This is a genomic window from Streptomyces sp. NPDC002104, from assembly GCF_053593795.1.
The window spans coordinates 20,643-38,366 of record NZ_JBSFDF010000010.1 but is presented as its reverse complement, the minus strand read 5'-3'; the positions used below and the strand labels follow the sequence as shown (position 1 = coordinate 38,366).

The 17,724-nt window shown below is 68.7% G+C and carries 16 protein-coding genes; 12 read left to right on the top strand and 4 right to left on the bottom strand.

The annotated features are described in order from the left end of the window. The first annotated feature begins 41 nt into the window (after nt 1-41). Nucleotides 42-1,646: an ABC transporter substrate-binding protein gene (locus tag ACWCP2_RS11680; RefSeq protein ID WP_450908403.1), complete on the top strand. Its 1,605-nt coding sequence runs from the start codon at nt 42-44 to the stop codon at nt 1,644-1,646. A 92-nt stretch (nt 1,647-1,738) separates the two neighbouring features. Then, nucleotides 1,739-3,322 carry an ABC transporter substrate-binding protein gene (locus ACWCP2_RS11675; RefSeq protein WP_450908402.1) on the top strand — a complete coding sequence of 528 codons (1,584 nt, stop codon included), beginning with the start codon at nt 1,739-1,741 and terminating at the stop codon, nt 3,320-3,322. Between the two features lie 110 nt (nt 3,323-3,432). Here ACWCP2_RS11675 and ACWCP2_RS11670 read toward each other — a convergent pair whose 3' ends face one another. Together ACWCP2_RS11670 and ACWCP2_RS11665 are read right to left on the bottom strand one after the other, a co-directional pair. Further along, nucleotides 3,433-4,107 (bottom strand): response regulator, encoded by a 675-nt coding sequence (locus ACWCP2_RS11670; protein WP_450908401.1) that lies wholly within the window; start codon nt 4,105-4,107, stop codon nt 3,433-3,435. Between the two features lie 109 nt (nt 4,108-4,216). Continuing rightward, entirely contained in the window at nt 4,217-5,215 is a 999-nt protein-coding gene (locus ACWCP2_RS11665; RefSeq protein WP_450908400.1) for a RecB family exonuclease, read from the bottom strand. 203 nt (nt 5,216-5,418) lie between these two features. Between ACWCP2_RS11665 and ACWCP2_RS11660 the strand changes: the two genes are divergently transcribed. The 3 genes from ACWCP2_RS11660 to ACWCP2_RS11650 all read left to right on the top strand — a co-directional run bounded on the left by ACWCP2_RS11660 (nt 5,419) and on the right by ACWCP2_RS11650 (nt 8,396). After that, nucleotides 5,419-6,552 (top strand): site-2 protease family protein, encoded by a 1,134-nt coding sequence (locus tag ACWCP2_RS11660; protein ID WP_450908513.1) that lies wholly within the window; start codon nt 5,419-5,421, stop codon nt 6,550-6,552. 18 nt (nt 6,553-6,570) lie between these two features. Further along, nucleotides 6,571-7,530, top strand: a complete 960-nt coding sequence (locus tag ACWCP2_RS11655; protein WP_450908399.1) for a tRNA (adenine-N1)-methyltransferase — start codon at nt 6,571-6,573, stop codon at nt 7,528-7,530. A 239-nt stretch (nt 7,531-7,769) separates the two neighbouring features. Beyond that, nucleotides 7,770-8,396 (top strand): hypothetical protein, encoded by a 627-nt coding sequence (locus tag ACWCP2_RS11650; RefSeq protein WP_450908398.1) that lies wholly within the window; start codon nt 7,770-7,772, stop codon nt 8,394-8,396. Between the two features lie 16 nt (nt 8,397-8,412). Here the strand turns inward: ACWCP2_RS11650 and ACWCP2_RS11645 are convergent, their stop codons facing one another. Next, on the bottom strand, nt 8,413-8,745 hold the full coding sequence (locus ACWCP2_RS11645) for a ferredoxin (protein ID WP_450908397.1): 333 nt from the start codon (nt 8,743-8,745) through the stop codon (nt 8,413-8,415). Between the two features lie 264 nt (nt 8,746-9,009). On the opposite strand from ACWCP2_RS11645, the gene arc reads away from it, so the two are divergent. From arc to prcA, 6 genes are all read left to right on the top strand, one after another. Beyond that, nucleotides 9,010-10,776: a proteasome ATPase gene (gene arc / locus ACWCP2_RS11640; protein ID WP_250740357.1), complete on the top strand. Its 1,767-nt coding sequence runs from the start codon at nt 9,010-9,012 to the stop codon at nt 10,774-10,776. A 251-nt stretch (nt 10,777-11,027) separates the two neighbouring features. After that, nucleotides 11,028-12,539 (top strand): depupylase/deamidase Dop, encoded by a 1,512-nt coding sequence (gene dop / locus ACWCP2_RS11635; protein WP_403713296.1) that lies wholly within the window; start codon nt 11,028-11,030, stop codon nt 12,537-12,539. Nucleotides 12,540-12,732: 193 nt separating this feature from the next. Further along, nucleotides 12,733-12,945, top strand: coding sequence for a ubiquitin-like protein Pup (locus ACWCP2_RS11630; RefSeq protein ID WP_030294332.1), 213 nt, complete (start codon nt 12,733-12,735; stop codon nt 12,943-12,945). Nucleotides 12,946-12,982: 37 nt separating this feature from the next. Further along, on the top strand, nt 12,983-13,582 hold the full coding sequence (locus ACWCP2_RS11625) for an endonuclease VII domain-containing protein (protein WP_450908396.1): 600 nt from the start codon (nt 12,983-12,985) through the stop codon (nt 13,580-13,582). Next, nucleotides 13,534-14,373, top strand: coding sequence for a proteasome subunit beta (prcB, locus tag ACWCP2_RS11620; protein ID WP_450908395.1), 840 nt, complete (start codon nt 13,534-13,536; stop codon nt 14,371-14,373). Before ACWCP2_RS11625 ends, prcB begins: the two co-directional genes overlap by 49 nt. 50 nt (nt 14,374-14,423) lie before the next feature. Beyond that, nucleotides 14,424-15,188, top strand: coding sequence for a proteasome subunit alpha (prcA, locus tag ACWCP2_RS11615; protein ID WP_450908394.1), 765 nt, complete (start codon nt 14,424-14,426; stop codon nt 15,186-15,188). A gap of 81 nt (nt 15,189-15,269) precedes the next feature. On the opposite strand, the gene ACWCP2_RS11610 is transcribed toward prcA, so the two are convergent. Further along, nucleotides 15,270-16,271 carry a LacI family DNA-binding transcriptional regulator gene (locus tag ACWCP2_RS11610; RefSeq protein WP_450908393.1) on the bottom strand — a complete coding sequence of 334 codons (1,002 nt, stop codon included), beginning with the start codon at nt 16,269-16,271 and terminating at the stop codon, nt 15,270-15,272. Between the two features lie 147 nt (nt 16,272-16,418). Between ACWCP2_RS11610 and ACWCP2_RS11605 the strand changes: the two genes are divergently transcribed. Further along, entirely contained in the window at nt 16,419-17,705 is a 1,287-nt protein-coding gene (locus ACWCP2_RS11605; protein ID WP_450908392.1) for an MFS transporter, read from the top strand. Nucleotides 17,706-17,724 lie beyond the last annotated feature (19 nt).

The window sequence follows — 17,724 nt, the reverse complement described above, 5'->3', positions numbered from 1 at the left end:
CAGCTTTGAACAAAGTGCCGGGTCGAGGGAGTACTTCCAGCATGAACCGCAAGACCATGGCGCTGACGGCAGCCGCCGGACTGCTCACCCCCGCGCTGACCGCCTGCGGCAGCACCAGCGGCGCAGGAGCGGGATCCGGAGCGATCGTCGTCGGCACCACCGACCGGTTCGAGGCAGCCGAATACGCCCCCGCCCCGCTCGACCCCGCCTACGCCTACGACGCCGGCGCCTGGAACATCCTGCGCCAGACCGTCCAGACGCTGATGCACACCCCCCGCGGCGGCGGCAGCCCCGTCCCCGAAGCGGCCAGCGACTGCCGCTTCACCGACACCGGCAACGAGAGCTACCGCTGCGTCCTGCGCACCGGCCTCACCTTCGCCGACGGCAGCCCCCTCACCGCACAGGACGTCAAGTTCTCCATCGAACGCGTCCTCGCCATCAAGGACGAGAACGGCCCCTCCTCGCTGCTCTCCACCATCGACACCGTCGAGACCAAGGGCACCGACACCGTCGTCTTCCACCTCAAGACCGCCGACGCCACCTTCCCGCAGAAGCTCTCCACCCCCGCCGCGGGCATCGTCAGCGCCAAGAAGTACGACGCCAAAAAGCTCCGCCCCGGCTTCACCGTCGACGGCTCCGGCCCCTACACGATGAAGGCCGAAGTCAAGGACAACCGCCTCGTCCGCGCCGTCTTCAGCAAGAACCCCCACTACCAGGGCGACATCAAGCTCCAGAACGACAAGGCCGAACTGCGCACCTTCGACGACTCCGAAGCCATGGGCAAGGCACTGGAGAACGGCACCGTCCACATGGTCTCCCGCACCCTGTCGCCCGCCCAGATCACCACACTCTCCGCCAAGGCACCCAAGGGCATCAAGCTCGTCCCCATGCCCGGCCTGGAGATCCGCTACATCGGCTTCAACACCGACGCCCCCGGAGTCAAGGACAAGGCCGTACGCCAGGCCCTCGCCGCCGCCGTCGACCGCAACGCCCTCATCACCAAGGTCTACGGCAAGTCCGCGCAGCCCCTGTACTCACTGGTCCCCACCACCGTGACCGGCCACGTCAACTCCTTCTTCAACAAGTACGGCGAAGCCAACACCGCCAAGGCCGCCGACCTGCTGAAGGCCGCCGGGATCAAAACCCCGGTCAAGCTCACCCTCCACTACACCAACGACCACTACGGCGACGGCACCGCGGCCGAGTTCGAAGCCCTCAAGGCCCAGCTGAACTCCACCCAGCTCTTCGACATCACCGTCCAGGGCACCGACTGGGCCGCGTTCCGCCCCGCCCAGAAGAAGGGCGAATACGCCGCCTACGGGCTCGGCTGGTTCCCCGACTACCCCGACGCCGACAACTTCCTCGCCCCCTTCCTGGAGCAGGACAACTTCCTGGGCACGCCGTACGCCAACACCACGGTGCGCACCAAGCTCATCCCCGAATCGCGCCGCGCCGTCGACCGGGCCGTCGCCGGACCCGCGATCGCGGAGATGCAGGACATCGTCGCCGAGGACGTACCCGTCCTGCCCCTGTGGCAGGGCAAGCAGTACGCCGCCGCACGCGACGGGATCACCGGAGTGGAATGGTCGGTCAACGCCATCTCCGACCTCCAGCTGTGGGAACTCGGCCGCGGCGTCAGCGGCTGACACCCCGGCACCAAGCCCTCGGCACCGGGCCCCGGTGCCACACCCCCGGCACCAGAACCGGACGAGCCGGCAAGACTGAGAAGGATGTTCGCGTGAAGACACGGAACCAGTGGTTGGCCGCCCCCCTCGGAGCGGCCACCGCCGCCGCACTGCTGAGCGGCTGCGGTGCGACGGACGGCTCCAGCGCCGCAGGCGGCGGCAAGGGCGTCGTCATGGGCATATCCGACAAGGTGAAGGCCACCGACCCCGCCTCGGGCTACGACCCCGGCTCCTGGCTGCTCTTCAACAACGTCTTCCAGTCCCTGCTCAGCTTCCCCAAGGGCGGCACCAACCCCGAACCCGACGCCGCCCAGTCCTGCGGCTTCGAGGGCAGCGAGAGCAAGACCTACGCGTGCACCCTGCGCGGCGGCCTGAAGTTCAGCAACGGCAACAGCCTCACCTCCAAGGACGTCAAGTACTCCTTCGAGCGCACCCTCAAGATCAACGACGAGAACGGCCCCGCCGTCATGCTCGCGTCGATCGGCAGCATCGACACCCCCGACGACAAGAGCATCGTCTTCCACCTCAAGGCCCCCGACGCGACCTTCCCCAGCAAGATCGCGTCCGGCGCCGGCTCCATCGTCGACCACACCCAGTACCCCGCCGACAAACTCCGCACCGACGGCAAGGCCTTCGGCTCCGGCGTCTACAAGCTGGACTCCATCAACGAGAAGAGCGCCTCCTTCTCCGTCAACGACAGCTACACCGGCAAGGCCAAGCCGAAGAACAGCGGCGTCACCATGAAGTTCTTCAACGAGGACCAGGCCGCCCTGCGCAAGGTCCTCGAAAGCGGAGACGTCGACTTCGCCTTCCGCGGCCTCGCCGCCAAGGACATCGCCGGCCTCGCCTCCCAGACCGGCGACCAGAAGGTCGAGGTCGTCCAGGGCGCCGGCGCCGAAGTCGAACACCTCGTCTTCAACACGGCCGACCCCGTCGCGGGCAAGCTCCCCGTCCGCAAGGCCATCGCCTACCTCGTCGACCGCGAAGCCCTCGTCCGCGAGGTCTACGACGGCACCGCCACCCCCCTCTACTCCGTCGTCCCGGCCGGCATCGCCTCCCACACCACCGCCTTCTTCGACCGCTACGGCGGCGCCCCCCAGCCCGAGAAGGCCAAGGCGGCCCTCCGCGCCGCCGGCATCAAGGACAAGGTGAAGATCACCCTGTACTCGACGCCCAGCCGCTACGGCCCCTCGACGGACCAGGAATTCCAGCTCATCGCCAAGCAGCTCAACGCGAGCGGCCTCTTCGAAGCCGACGTCAAGTCCATCGAGTTCGAGCAGTACGAGAAGGACATCCAGGCCGGCAAGTACGGCGTCTACGTCAAGGGCTGGGTCCCCGACTACCCCGACGCCGACAACTTCACGCAGCCCTTCTTCGGCCCCGACAACGTGCTGCACAACAACTACGACAACAAGGAGATCACCGGGACCATCATCCCGGCGACCTCCGCCAAGTCCGACCGCGGGACCGCCAGCGCCGACTACGCACGCCTCCAGGACATCGTCGCCGACGAGATCCCCCTGCTCCCGCTCTGGCAGAGCAAGCAGTACGCCGTCACCCGCCAGAACGTGACCGGCCTGCAGTGGTCCCTGGACGCCTCCACCGTCTTCCGCTTCTGGGAGATCAGCAAGGGCTGAGCCACCCCGCCCCCGCGCACGGCAACGGGCCCGCCTCCGCACGCAGCGGAAGCGGGCCCGTACCCGTACCCGTAGAACCCCTACCGGCGCGACAGCGCCCCCCGGGACGCCTACTGACCGGCCCCCGGACGCACCAGACCGCTCTCGTACGCGTACACCGCCGCCTGCACCCGGTCACGCAGACCCAGCTTCGTCAGCACATGACCCACATGCGTCTTCACCGTCGTCTCGCTCACGAACAGATCCGCCGCGATCTCCGCGTTCGACAACCCCCGGGCCACCAGCTTCAGCACCTCGACCTCACGCTCCGTCAACGAAGCGATCATGTCCGGAACCGTGTCCTCACCCGACGGCAGATGCCCCGCGTACTTGTCCAGCAACCGCCGCGTGATGCTCGGCGCCAGCATCGCCTCGCCACCCGCCACCACCCGGATCGCCTGCACCAGCTCCGCCGCCGGCGCATCCTTCAGCAAGAACCCACTGGCCCCCGCCCGCAGCGCCTCCACCACGTACTCGTCCAGATCGAACGTCGTCAGCACCAGCACCTTCGCCGGACCGTCCCGGCCCGGACCCGTGATCTGCCGCGTCGCCTCCACCCCGTCCATCCGCGGCATCCGGATGTCCATCAGCACCACATCGGGCTGCAACGCCCGCACCTGGTCCAGCGCCTGCAGACCGTCCCCGGCCTCACCGACCACCGCCACATCCTGCTCGGCCTCCAGGATCATCCGGAAACCGGTGCGCAGCAGCGGCTGATCATCGACCAGCAGTACGCGGATCGCCACGGGGTCCACCTCATATTCGTAGGGTCGGAGGGTCCAGAAGGGTCATCGGATCATCGGGTCCATCCGGACACGAACGCGGAACCCGGCCCATTCTGCCCTGACCCCAAGATCAGGACTCGCCCCGCCCGGCGGACGGCAGCGCCAGCGGATACACCGGGGGAGTGCCACCGAACTCCGGACACACCGCCTGATGATCACACCAGCCGCACAGCTTCGACTGCCGCGGCCGCCAGTCACCCGTCTCCGTCGCCTCCCGGATCGCCTCCCACAGCGCCAGCAGCTTGCGCTCCATCCGCTCCAGATCCTCGATCACCGGGTCGTACGTCACCACGTCCCCGCTGCCCAGATACACCAGCTGCAGCCGCCGCGGCACCACCCGCTTCAGCCGCCACACCACCAGCGCGTAGAACTTCATCTGGAACAGCGCACCCTCGGCGTACTCCGGCCGCGGCGCCTTCCCCGTCTTGTAGTCGACGATCCGCACCTCACCCGTCGGCGCCACGTCCACCCGGTCGATGATCCCGCGCAGCCGCAGCCCCGACTCCAGCTCCGTCTCCACGAAGAACTCCCGCTCCACCGGCTCCAGCCGCGTCGGGTCCTCCAGCGTGAACCACCGGTCCACCAACGCCTCGGCCTCCGTGAGCCAGCGCGACAGCCCCGCCCCCTCGTCACCCCCCGGGAACAGCTCCGACAGCTCCGGCTTCGACTCCAGCAGCCGGTCCCACTGCCCGGGAATCAACGCCTTCGCCCGCGGCGCCGTCCGCTCCGCCGCCGGATGATCGAAAAGCCGCTCCAGCACCGCGTGCACCAGCGTCCCCCGCGTCGCCGCCGCACTCGGCTTCTCCGGCAACTTGTCGATCACCCGGAACCGGTACAGCAACGGACACCGCATGAAATCGCTCGCCCGCGAAGGCGACAGCGAAGAAGGCGCCACGGCCACCGCCTGCGCGGGCACCGCAACGGAACCGGGCACCGCACCCGGCCCCGAACCGGGCACCGAACCGGCCGCCGGACCGGGCACGGAACTGATCACTGCGTCGTCCGGACCGCTGCCGGGGCTCGTCGTCATGGACAAAACCCTACGACCCGCCACCGACAGCAGGCGCATACCATCGACGCCGACCCCCCTCGCACTGCATGATCGGAGCATCACACCGCGCAACGGCGCACCCCGGCACCACGGGAAAAAGACACCGGAACCACCGGCGCACCACCGCACCGGACAGCAGCGAACGAAGGACAACCGTGGCAGACACCGACGAAACCGGCGAGCGCGCGGGCCGCCGCTCAGGACCGGGCGGCGGACTCCTCATGGGCCGCCCCTTCGGCGTACCCGTCTACGTCTCGCCCAGCTGGTTCCTCGTCGCCGCCCTCATCACCTGGGTCTTCGGCGACCAGCTCGACCGGATCCTGCCCGACCTCGGCATCCTGCGCTACCTCGTGGCCCTCTTCTTCGCCGTCGCCTTCTACGCCTCGGTCCTCGTCCACGAACTCGCCCACACCATCGCCGCCCTCCGCTTCAAACTCCCCGTACGCCGCATCCAGCTCCAGTTCTTCGGCGGCGTCTCCGAGATCGAGAAGGAATCCGAAACCCCCGGCCGCGAATTCGTCCTCGCCTTCGTCGGCCCCCTCCTCTCCCTCCTCCTCGCCGGCGCCTTCTACCTCGGCATGAAAACCGTCGAACCCGCCAGCGTCCCCGGCGTCCTCCTCGCCGGCCTCATGATCTCCAACCTCCTCGTCGCCGCCTTCAACCTCCTCCCCGGCCTCCCCCTCGACGGCGGCCGCATGCTCCGCGCCGTCATCTGGGGCATCACCGGCAAACCCATGACCGGCACCATCGCCGCCGCCTGGGCCGGCCGCGCCCTCGCCGTCGCCGTCCTCCTCGGCCTGCCCCTCCTGAACTCCACCGGGACCCTCGGCAACCCCACCGACGACATCGGCGGCATGGACACCGTCATGGACGCCCTCCTCGCCGCGATCCTCGCCGGCATCATCTGGACCGGAGCCGGCAACAGCCTGCGCGTAGCCCGCCTGCGCGAACACCTCCCGGAACTCCACGCCCGCAAACTCACCCGCCGCGCCATCCCCGTCGAGAACGCCACCCCCCTCTCCGAAGCCCTCCGCCGCGCCAACGAAGCCGGCGCCCGCGCCCTCGTCGTCGTCGACGGACTCGGAGACCCCACCGGCATCGTCCGCGAAAGCGCCATCGCCTCCGTCCCCGAACACCGCCGCCCCTGGGTCGCCGCCGGCACCCTCGCCCAGGACCTCACCGACGGCATGAAGGTTTCAGCGGACCTCACCGGCGAAGAACTCCTCGACCACCTCCGCACCACCCCCGCCACCGAATACCTCGTCCTCCAGCCCGACGGATCCATCTACGGCGTCCTGTCCACCCTCGACGTGGAAAAGGCCTTCGTGAAGGCCATGGCGCGGCCCCAGTCCTGAAGCCAATACACTGGTCACATGTCCGAACCGACCGGTGCCGCCCGCCGACGCGGGCCCTTCGAGGTCGGGGACCAGGTACAGCTCACCGACCCCAAGGGCCGCCACTACACGTTCACGCTCGAAGCCGGGAAGAATTTCCACACCCACAAGGGTTCCTTCCCGCACGACGAGCTGATCGGCTCCCCCGAGGGAAGCGTTGTCCGTACCACGGGCAACGTCGCCTACCTCGCGCTGCGTCCCCTGCTCCCCGACTATGTCCTTTCCATGCCCCGCGGTGCCGCCGTGGTCTACCCCAAGGACGCAGGCCAGATCCTGGCCTTCGCCGACATCTTCCCCGGCGCCCGCGTCGTGGAGGCAGGCGTCGGCTCCGGCTCCCTGAGCAGCTTCCTGCTGCGCGCCATCGGCGACCAGGGCATGCTCCACAGCTACGAGCGCCGAGCCGACTTCGCCGAGATCGCCACCGCCAACGTCGAGCGCTACTTCGGCGGCCCGCACCCCGCGTGGCAGCTGACCGTGGGCGACCTCCAGGACAACCTGTCCGACACGGACGTCGACCGCGTGATCCTCGACATGCTCGCCCCCTGGGAGTGCCTGGAGGCCGTCTCCAAGGCGCTGGTCCCCGGCGGCATCCTCTGCTGCTACGTGGCCACCACCACCCAGCTCTCCCGGACCGTCGAATCCATCCGCGAGTTCGGCTGCTACGCCGAACCGCAGCCCTGGGAATCGATGATCCGCAACTGGCACGTAGAGGGCCTGGCCGTCCGCCCCGACCACCGCATGATCGGCCACACCGGCTTCCTCGTCACCGCCCGCCGCCTCGCGGACGGCGTCGAGCCCCCCATGCGCCGCCGCCGCCCCTCCAAGGGCGCCTACGGCGAGGACTACGAGGGCCCCGGCAGCCAGTCCGCCGCCAAGACCGCGGAGACCGCGGCCACGGCCCCGGCCGACACCACCGCCGCCACCGGCGACGGCGCCTGAGCGACCGACGTCCCCAGGACCGCCCCGCCACCCGGCGGGGCGACCCACGCCACCAACACGAAGACGCTGTGCCGCAGTTCCCGGATCCTTCCGGGAACTGCGGCACAGCGTCTTTTCGTTGCCCTACGAGAAGGCCCCGCGCAAGCGCCCCGGCCGGTCCGGACCCAGCCGTTCCACCCCGCTGTCAGGTGTGGCACGATGCTGGCTCCCCGTCACCCTTCGCACAGGAGACACCCCGCGTGCCGCACAGCCCCGCCGAGCCGGCGCCGAGCACCCACGCCCCGGCGCACCACCGGGCCCGGCCCGTCCACTGGCTGGCCACCGCCTCCGCCCTCGCCGCCGTCGTGGCCGCAGCCGGAATCCTGCAGCCCGACCCCGCCACCGGAGCCTCCGCGGACCCGGTACGCACCACCAGCGGCACGACCTCCACCAGCCCCCGCAGCGGCCCCGGAGCGACCGCTCCCGACGCGCACGCAGTCACGTACCCCCTGGAATGCAAGGGCGCCCCACAGGCCGTCACCGCCACCGCCCAAGGAGACCTCGACGGCGACGGCCGCCCCGAAACCGTCGCCGCCGTCCGCTGCGACGCCGGCTCGGGCACCCCGCCGCACGCCCTCTACGTCCTCGCGCAGGACCCGGCGAACACCGCCCGACCCCGCGTCGTCGCCACACTCCTCGAAGCCGCCCGCAAGCAGACCGCGACCGACCTCACCATCCGCGACGGCTTCGTCACCGCGAGCCTCCTCGGTTACTCCTCGCCCGAAGTGCCCCGTTACAGCCCCGACACCAAGCAGCTCGCCAAGTGGCGCTGGACCGGCGGAAAATTCCGCCAGGAGCTTACGGACTCGACCCCCACAGGTGTTTGAACCCTCACGGGAACCTTTACTGGGCGTCCGGACCGAAGACTTCCACCCTGTCCGAAACCCGCCTTACATGGATGCAGTCCCCGGGACATTCCTTGGCGGAATCCACCACGTCCTGGAGCAGCACCAGCGGAACCGGAGTCGTCGCCCCCGCCTCCACGAGCAACTCGTCCGCAGGGCTCTTCACGTACGCCAGACCATCGATGTCCAGCTCGAACACCTCCGGTGCGTACTGCACACAGATGCCGTCGCCAGTGCAGAGGTCCTGGTCGATCCAGACCTCCAGCGGCTCTCCGGCCACGCCCGCGACACCCGCGTTCTGCTCGGCGGCCGCCTCCTGCTGCACGGTCATATCTCCTGCCGTTCCCTGCTCTGAGTGATCCATCCCGGTCACAACGCGAGGCAAGTCGCACGAGCTCTGACGGGTGTTGAACAGTTCGACCTTACAACCGGCTGCTTTCCGATGTTGATGGGTGGGTATTTCCTTGACGGGAGGGAGTACGCAAGGGTGAAGATCGGACACACCCCTACCGTCTTTGTGATCTAGGGGTTTCAATCACCACCAGCCCAGGTAGGGTCAGAAAGCGTCCAGCTCCCCTTGGAGGAGGTGAGGACCGTGGCAGCCCACGACGACGACATCAACCGCGGCATCCGGCCCGGGCGAGGGTCTGAGGACCCCGCCGGCCAGGTTGCCTATCTCGAGCAGGAAATCGCCGTCCTGCGACGTAAGCTCGCCGACTCTCCGCGACACACGAGGATTCTCGAAGAGCGGATCGTCGAGCTCCAGACAAACCTGGCAGGCGTCTCCGCACAGAACGAGCGGCTGGCGAACACCCTGCGCGAGGCCCGCGACCAGATCGTGGCCCTCAAGGAAGAAGTCGACCGGCTCGCACAGCCGCCGGCCGGCTTCGGAGTCTTCCTGCAGTCGAACGAAGACGGAACCGTCGACATCTTCACCGGCGGCCGAAAGCTCCGCGTGAACGTGAGCCCCAGCGTCGAACCGGAAGACCTCCGGCGCGGCCAGGAGGTCATGCTCAACGAGGCCCTCAACGTGGTCGAGGCCATGGAGTTCGAACGGGCCGGGGACATCGTCACCCTCAAGGAAATCCTCGAGGACGGCGAGCGCGCCCTGGTGGTCGGGCACACCGACGAGGAAAGGGTGGTGAGGCTCGCCGAGCCGCTCCTGGACGTCACCATCCGCCCCGGCGACTCCCTGCTGCTCGAACCCCGCTCCGGCTACGTCTACGAGATCGTCCCCAAGAGCGAGGTCGAAGACCTCGTCCTCGAAGAGGTCCCGGACATCGACTACGACAAGATCGGCGGCCTGGGCGACCAGATCGAACTGATCCGCGACGCAGTCGAGCTCCCCTACCTCTACCCCGACCTCTTCAAGGAACACGAACTGCGGCCCCCGAAGGGCATCCTGCTCTACGGCCCTCCCGGCTGTGGCAAGACGCTCATCGCCAAGGCCGTGGCCAACTCCCTTGCCAAGAAGGTCGCCGAGGTCACCGGCCAGCCCACCGGGAAGTCCTACTTCCTCAACATCAAGGGCCCCGAACTCCTCAACAAGTACGTCGGCGAGACCGAGCGGCACATCCGCCTCGTCTTCCAGCGTGCGAGGGAGAAGGCGAGCGAGGGCACCCCCGTCATCGTCTTCTTCGACGAGATGGAATCCCTCTTCCGCACCCGCGGATCCGGAGTCAGCTCGGACGTGGAGAACACCATCGTCCCCCAGCTGCTCGCCGAGATCGACGGCGTGGAAGGCCTGGAGAACGTCATCGTCATCGGCGCCTCCAACCGCGAGGACATGATCGACCCGGCCATCCTGCGCCCCGGCCGGCTCGACGTGAAGATCAAGATCGAGCGCCCCGGCGCAGAGGCCGCCAAGGACATCTTCGCGAAGTACCTCAAGGCCACCCTGCCCCTGCACACCGACGACCTCGGCGAGCACCAGGGCTCCACCGCCGAAACCGTCCACAGCATGATCCAGACCGTCGTCGAGCAGATGTACGCCGAAACCGAGGAGAACCGCTTCCTCGAGGTCACGTACGCCAACGGCGACAAGGAAGTCCTCTACTTCAAGGACTTCAACTCGGGCGCGATGATCCAGAACATCGTGGACCGTGCGAAGAAGATGGCCATCAAGGCCTTCCTCGAGCACAACCAGAAGGGCCTTCGCGTCGCCCATCTCCTCCAGGCTTGCGTGGACGAGTTCAAGGAGAACGAAGACCTGCCCAACACCACCAACCCCGACGACTGGGCCCGAATCTCCGGAAAGAAGGGCGAGCGGATCGTATTCATCCGCACCCTCGTCACCGGAAAGCAAGGCGCGGACACCGGACGCTCCATCGACACGGTGGCCAACACCGGTCAGTACCTCTGACAAAGCGGGCCGGCTGCGGGTGCCCGGCAAGGGCACCCGCAGCCGACTGCTTTACCGACTGCTCTTTTCAGCCGGTGACAGGGCAAAGTCAATGACAGAAATGATCTCCCCACCGGCGCGGAGTGGTTCTAGGCTCTTCCATACCGCAGGTCGCGCAGTGCGGGGACGGGCACCGCACACGACGCACCGGAGCACCAGCGGTACTTGAGCGCCGCTCCCGAACGGGAGCGCCGCCGGGCAAGGAGGGCCGCATGACCGTACGGCGAGTAATGGGGATCGAGACGGAGTACGGGATCTCCGTTCCGGGGCACCCGAACGCCAATGCCATGCTCACCTCGTCCCAGATCGTCAACGCCTACGCGGCGGCGATGCACCGGGCGCGACGCGCCCGCTGGGACTTCGAGGAGGAGAACCCGCTGCGGGACGCCCGCGGCTTCGACCTCGCCCGCGAGGCCGCCGACAACAGCCAGCTCACCGACGAGGACATCGGCCTCGCCAATGTCATCCTCACCAACGGCGCACGCCTCTACGTGGACCACGCACACCCCGAATACAGCTCCCCGGAGATCACCAACCCGCTCGACGCCGTCCTCTGGGACAAGGCCGGCGAGCGGATCATGGCCGAAGCGGCCGTCAGGGCCGCCCAGCTCCCCGGGGCCCAGCCGATCCACCTCTACAAGAACAACACCGACAACAAGGGCGCCTCCTACGGCACGCACGAGAACTACCTGATGAAGCGGGAAACCCCCTTCTCGGACATCGTGCGCCACCTCACCCCCTTCTTCGTCTCCCGCCTCGTCTTCACCGGCGCCGGCCGCGTCGGCATCGGCCAGGACGGCCGCGAACACGGCTTCCAGATCAGCCAGCGCGCCGACTACTTCGAAGTCGAGGTCGGCCTGGAGACCACCCTCAAGCGCCCCATCATCAACACCAGGGACGAGCCCCACTCGGACGCGGAGAAGTACCGCCGCCTCCACGTGATCATCGGCGACGCCAACCTCTCCGAGATCTCCACCTACCTCAAGCTCGGCACCACCGCGCTGGTCCTGTCCATGATCGAAGACGGCTACATCAACGTCGACCTCGCCGTGGACCAGCCCGTACGCACCCTCCACCAGGTCTCCCACGACCCCGACCTGCAGCACCTGATCACGCTGCGCAGCGGGCGCACGCTGACCGCCGTACAGCTCCAGATGGAGTACTACGAGCTGGCCAGGAAGTACGTGGAGGAGCGTTTCGGCTCCGACGCGGACGAGCAGACCAAGGATGTGCTGGCCCGCTGGGAGGACGTACTGGGCCGGCTGGAAACCGACCCGATGAGCCTGTCGGGAGAGCTCGACTGGATCGCGAAGCGGGAGATCCTGGAGGGCTACCGGCGCCGGGACGGCCTCGAATGGGACGCGGCCCGGCTCCACCTGGTGGACCTCCAGTACGCGGACGTACGGCCCGAGAAGGGGCTGTACAACCGCCTGGTGGCCCGCGGAAAGATGAAGCGGCTGCTGGACGAGACGGCGGTGGAACGGGCGCAGAGCAAGCCGCCGGAGGACACCCGGGCGTACTTCCGGGGGCGGTGCCTGGAGCAGTACGCGGACGACGTGGCGGCGGCCTCGTGGGACTCCGTGATCTTCGACCTCCCGGGCCACGACTCCCTCCAGCGAGTGCCGACCCTGGAACCCCTGCGGGGCACCCGTGCCCACGTGAAGGAGCTCCTGGACCGCTGTCGCACGGCGGAGGACCTGGTCCGGGTGCTGTCGGGGCGGTAAGGCTTTCCGGTCCCCGGGGCGGGGGCTGAAAGGCCCCCGGCCCGGGAATCATGAAGACATCCGGACGTTATGAAAGTACCGGGACGGATGTCGGGCCCTCCTTGTAGGGTCCGACGTAGAGTCTGATCTTGAGGGATCCCGAATTCGCGGGGTCTTTCACGTGAGCGTGCGAACCGAGCGGGGTGAGCTAGACATGGCGACCAAGGACACCGGCGGCGGACAGCAGAAGGCGCAGCGCTCGACCGAGGAGGTCGAGGAGGCGGCGGTCGAAGAATCGACCGACCTCAAGGAGCGACAGGAAAAGCTCTCCGACGACGTCGACTCGGTACTTGACGAGATTGACGATGTACTTGAAGAAAACGCGGAGGATTTCGTTCGGAGCTTCGTACAAAAAGGCGGCGAATAGCCTTCGAATCTAAGGTGAATCCGCCAGTGTGTGCTCCATGTCCCATGGAACGAAGTGGTGTCGCGGGTGTGCCCGTGACATACCACTGAGCGGATTCGCTTCAGATCGAAACCGGCGCGACGGGCTTCAGCCCAGATGTCGTGAGTGTGTGGCAGCGTACGGCGCCGAGCACTATCGGCGCCGTCAGGCGGCCAAGGGCAAGGTAGTCAAAGAACATGTGGAAGTGCCGGCGGGGCACAAGCTCTGCCGGCTGTGCGGGGAGGTCAAGCCGCACAGCGAATGGCACAAGAACGCAAGCGCTTCTGACGGGCTGTCCACTCGCTGCAAGGCCTGCCGTGCCGTCCTTGGCCGAGCGGGTCATCTCAAGCGGGCTTACGGCCTCACCGAGGCCGAGCGTGACGAGATGATCGCCGCCCAGGGCGGGGTTTGCGTGATCTGTCAGGAGGCTCCGGCGGAACACGTTGATCACGATCATCAGACGGGTAAGGTCCGAGGTGTACTTTGCTTCGGCTGCAACGCAGGAATCGGGCAACTCAAGGATCGGCCGGACGTCTTGAGGCGTGCAGCCGCCTACGTGGAAGGAAACCTGTGGAACCCAACACTCGTAGCACAGGGCGTCTGCCGGCAGCCTTCCTGACGCCGGGGTCGTCGTCCTTCATGGACTTCTTGGGCGCGCACCAGCCCGAGATGCTCCCGGGCAACCGGAAGCTGCCCGACGGGGTCATCGAGGCGCCGCACGGGACGACCATCGTGGCCGCCACGTTCCCCGGCGGGGTGGTCCTCGCCGGTGACCGCAGGGCGACCATGGGGAACATGATCGCGCAGCGGGACATCGAGAAGGTGTTCCCGGCGGACGAGTACTCCGCCGTCGGCATCGCCGGCACCGCCGGTCTGGCCGTGGAGATGGTGAAGCTGTTCCAGCTGGAGCTGGAGCACTTCGAGAAGGTGGAGGGGACGACCCTCTCCCTCGAAGGCAAGGCCAACCGCCTCTCGACCATGATCCGGAGCAATCTGGGGATGGCCATGCAGGGCCTGGCCGTCGTGCCGCTCTTCGCGGGGTACGACGAGGCCAAGGAGAAGGGGCGGATCTTCTCCTACGACGTCACCGGCGGCCGCTCCGAGGAGCACGGCTACGCCGCGACCGGGTCGGGCTCGATCTTCGCCCGCGGCTCGATGAAGAAGCTGTACCACTCCAAGCTGACGGAGGAGGAGGCCACGACGCTCGTCGTGCAGGCGTTGTACGACGCCGCCGACGACGACTCGGCCACGGGCGGTCCGGACCTCTACCGCCACATCTACCCCATCGTCACCGTCATGACCGACGAGGGATTCCGCAGGCTGACCGACGAGGAGTCCTCGGAGCTGGCCCGCAAGATCACGAACCGCCGGCTGGAGCAGCCCGACGGTCCGCGCGCCGCACTGCTCTGACCAGCCCGCTCTGACTTCCTCGTCGTCCAGAAGAAAGGGACGGAAAGCCGGTGTCGACTCCGTTCTACGTGTCACCCCAGCAGGCCATGGCCGACCGGGCGGAATACGCCCGCAAGGGCATCGCCCGCGGTCGCAGCCTTGTTGTGATCCAGTACGCCGACGGCATCGTGTTCGTCGGTGAGAACCCGTCCCGTGCGCTGCACAAGTTCAGCGAGATCTACGACCGGATCGGCTTCGCGGCCGCCGGCAAGTACAACGAGTACGAGAACCTGCGCATCGGCGGTGTGCGGTACGCGGATCTGCGCGGATACACCTACGACCGTGACGATGTGACGGCCCGTGGGCTGGCGAACGTCTACGCGCAGACGCTCGGCACGATCTTCTCCAGTGCGGGGGAGAAGCCGTACGAGGTGGAGCTGGTGGTGGCGGAGGTCGGCGCGACCGCCGCGAGCGATCAGATCTACCGGCTGCCGCACGACGGGTCGATCGTCGACGAGCACGGGTCCGTCGCCGTGGGCGGCAACGCCGAGCAGATCAGTACCTACCTCGATCAGCGGCACCAGGACGGGATGACCCTGTCCGAGGCGCTGAAGCTGGCGGTGCAGGCGCTGTCGAGTCAGGCGAACGGTACGGACAAGTCGATTCCGGCGGAGCGGCTGGAGGTGGCGGTGCTGGACCGTACGCGGGCCCAGCAGCGCAAGTTCAAGCGGATCCGTGGGCGGCAGCTGTCGCGGCTGCTGGAGGCGGACGTTCCGGCGGCCGCTCAGGCGGATGCCGTGTCGAACGACGAGGCTCCCGAAGAGGAAGCCGAGTAGAGCGAGCCGTAGCGAGTGTGAGCGCCCCTGGCCTTCGGGTCGGGGGCGCTTTCGCGTGTCCGGGGGCTCGGGGCTCGGGGCTCAGGGCGTGGGGGCCGGGCCCGTGGAGTCGCGGACGACGAGGTGGACCGGGATGTCGACCGGGGTCCAGGGGGTGCCTTCGAGGACGGCGAGGAGGGCGGTCATGCCCTGTTCGCCGACGCGTTCGGCGGGGAGGTGGACGGTGGTGAGTTCCGGTTCGACGGCGGTGGCGAGGGCGAGGTCGTCGAAGCCGGTGACGGAGAGGTCCTCGGGGATGCGCAGGCCGAGGCGGCGGGCGGCTTTGCAGGCGCCGGCGGCCAGGATGTCGTCGTCGCAGACGATGGCGGTGGGGCGGCGGTCCGCGGGGGTGTCCAGGGCGGTCTCCATGGCCGTACGGGCGGCTTCCACGCTGAGGTGGGCCCGTACGGTGCGCAGCTCGGCGGGGGGCGGCAGGAGGGCGGCCAGGGCGTTCGCGCGGATGTCGAAGGTCCAGGAGTCGATGGCGGAGGCGAGGTGGAGGAAGCGGTGGTGGCCGTGGGTGAGGAGGTGTTCGGCGGTTTGGCGCATGCCGTCGGCGATGGCGAGGTTGACGTGGGCGTGGGCGGTGTCGGCGGTGGGGTCGCTGTCGAGCATGACGAGGGGGAGTCCGTCGCCGCCGAGGGCGTGGAGGGCGTCGGCGGCCATGGAGGAGGCGATGACTCCGTCGAGGGCGGCGCGGGCGGAGGCGAAGGGGTCGCGGGCGGGGCCGGTGCCGTCGGGGGAGGGGTAGAGGACGACGCCGAAGCCGTGTTCGGCGGCGATGCGGGCGGCGCCGGTGTAGACGCGGGCGAAGAATTCGTTGGTGAGGGCGGGGACGACGAGGAGGGCGGTGCGGGTGGAGCCGAGGCGGAGGTTGCGGGCGGCGAGGTTGGGGCGGTAGCCGAGGGTCGTGGCGGCTTCGCGGACCAGGCCGGCGGTGCGTTCGGAGACGCGGCCGCGCCATTTGTCGCCGAGGACGAGGGAGACGGTGGCCTGGGAGACCCCGGCGGCGGTGGCCACGTCGCGGCTGGTGGGTCTCGTCACACGGTGCTCCTGTAGTGCGAGGTCACGGGGGGTGTGGGTGGTCGGGTGGGTGGACCGTCCGACTGTGGTCATGGTACGTATGACCGGTTACGTTATACGTATTACTTGGTTGATCCCCGGGCTGGGTCCGGGCAGAAGGGGGCGGACATGGCCGCGGGTTACGCGGAGCTGCTCAGGACCCGGCATGCCGCGAGGCTGCTGGTGGGCACGCTCATAGGCCGGCTGCCGAACGGGACGGGGCCGATCGCGATCGTGCTGTTCACCCGGTCGGAGGGTGGCAGCTACAGCCTGGCGGGGGCGCTCGCGGCCGCGTACGGGGTGTCGAACGCGGTGGGTCAGCCGTTGCTGGGGCGGGCGGTGGACCTGTTCGGGCAGCCGCGGGTGCAGTTGCCGGCGGCGGTGGTGTCGGCGCTGGGCATGGTGTGGCTGGCGCTGGCCGGTACCGGGTCGGTGGCGGTGGCGTACGCGGCGGTGCTGGTGGCGGGGGTGTTCACGCCGCCGCTGGAGGGCGGGCTGCGGGCGCTGTGGCCTAGCGTGCTGGGCGGCAAGGAGGAGCGGGTCCACGCGGCGTACGCGATGGACGCGGTGGCCCAGGAGGTCATGTTCACGGTGGGGCCGCTGCTGGTGACGCTGTGCGTGGCGTTGTGGGATCCGGCGGTGGCGCTGCTGGTGCTGAACGGGATCGGGGTGCTGGGGGCGCTGTCGGTCGTGGTGTCGGAGCCTTCGCGCAGGTGGCGTTCGGAGCCGCGGGAGGCGCACTGGCTGGGGGCGCTGCGGTCGCCGGGTCTGCTGGCGTTGCTGGGGGCGTTCTTCTTCGTGGGGACGGCGCTGGGTTCGATCACGGTGGCGGGTGTGGCGTACGCGGATGAGTACGGTGGTCAGGCGGTGTACGGCTGGCTGATGGCGGCGCTGGGTCTGGGCGCGCTGTTCGGTGGGGTGCTGTACGGGGCGCGGCAGTGGGCGGGGGCGCCGGAGCGGCGGCTGCGGGTGCTGGTGGCGTTGCTGGCGGTGTGTTATCTGCCGTTGATGCTGGTGCCGGGTGTGGTGGCGATGACGGGGTTCGCGGCGTTGGCGGGGGTGTTCCTGGCTCCGGCTCTGGCGTGTGCGTTCATCGTGGTGGACCGGCATGCTCCGGTGGGGACGGTGACGGAGGCGTTCTCGTGGCTGGTGACGTTCTTCGGGGTGGGTGCGGCGATCGGTACGGCGGCGGCGGGTCCTTCGGTGGAGGCGGGGGGTACGGCGGCGGGGTTCGCGGTGGCGGGTGTGGCGGGGTTCGCGGCGCTGCTGGTGCTGACGGTGACTCAGCGGGTGCTGGCGCGTCCGGGTGCGAGTCGTGCGGTGGCGGGTTCGGTGGCGGGGGTGCCGGCTGGGGGTCCGGCCGGTCCGGCGGGGCCGTTGGAGGGCTCTGCGGAGGCTTCGGTGACGGGGCCTTAGGGGGCCGGTGGGTGTGCGG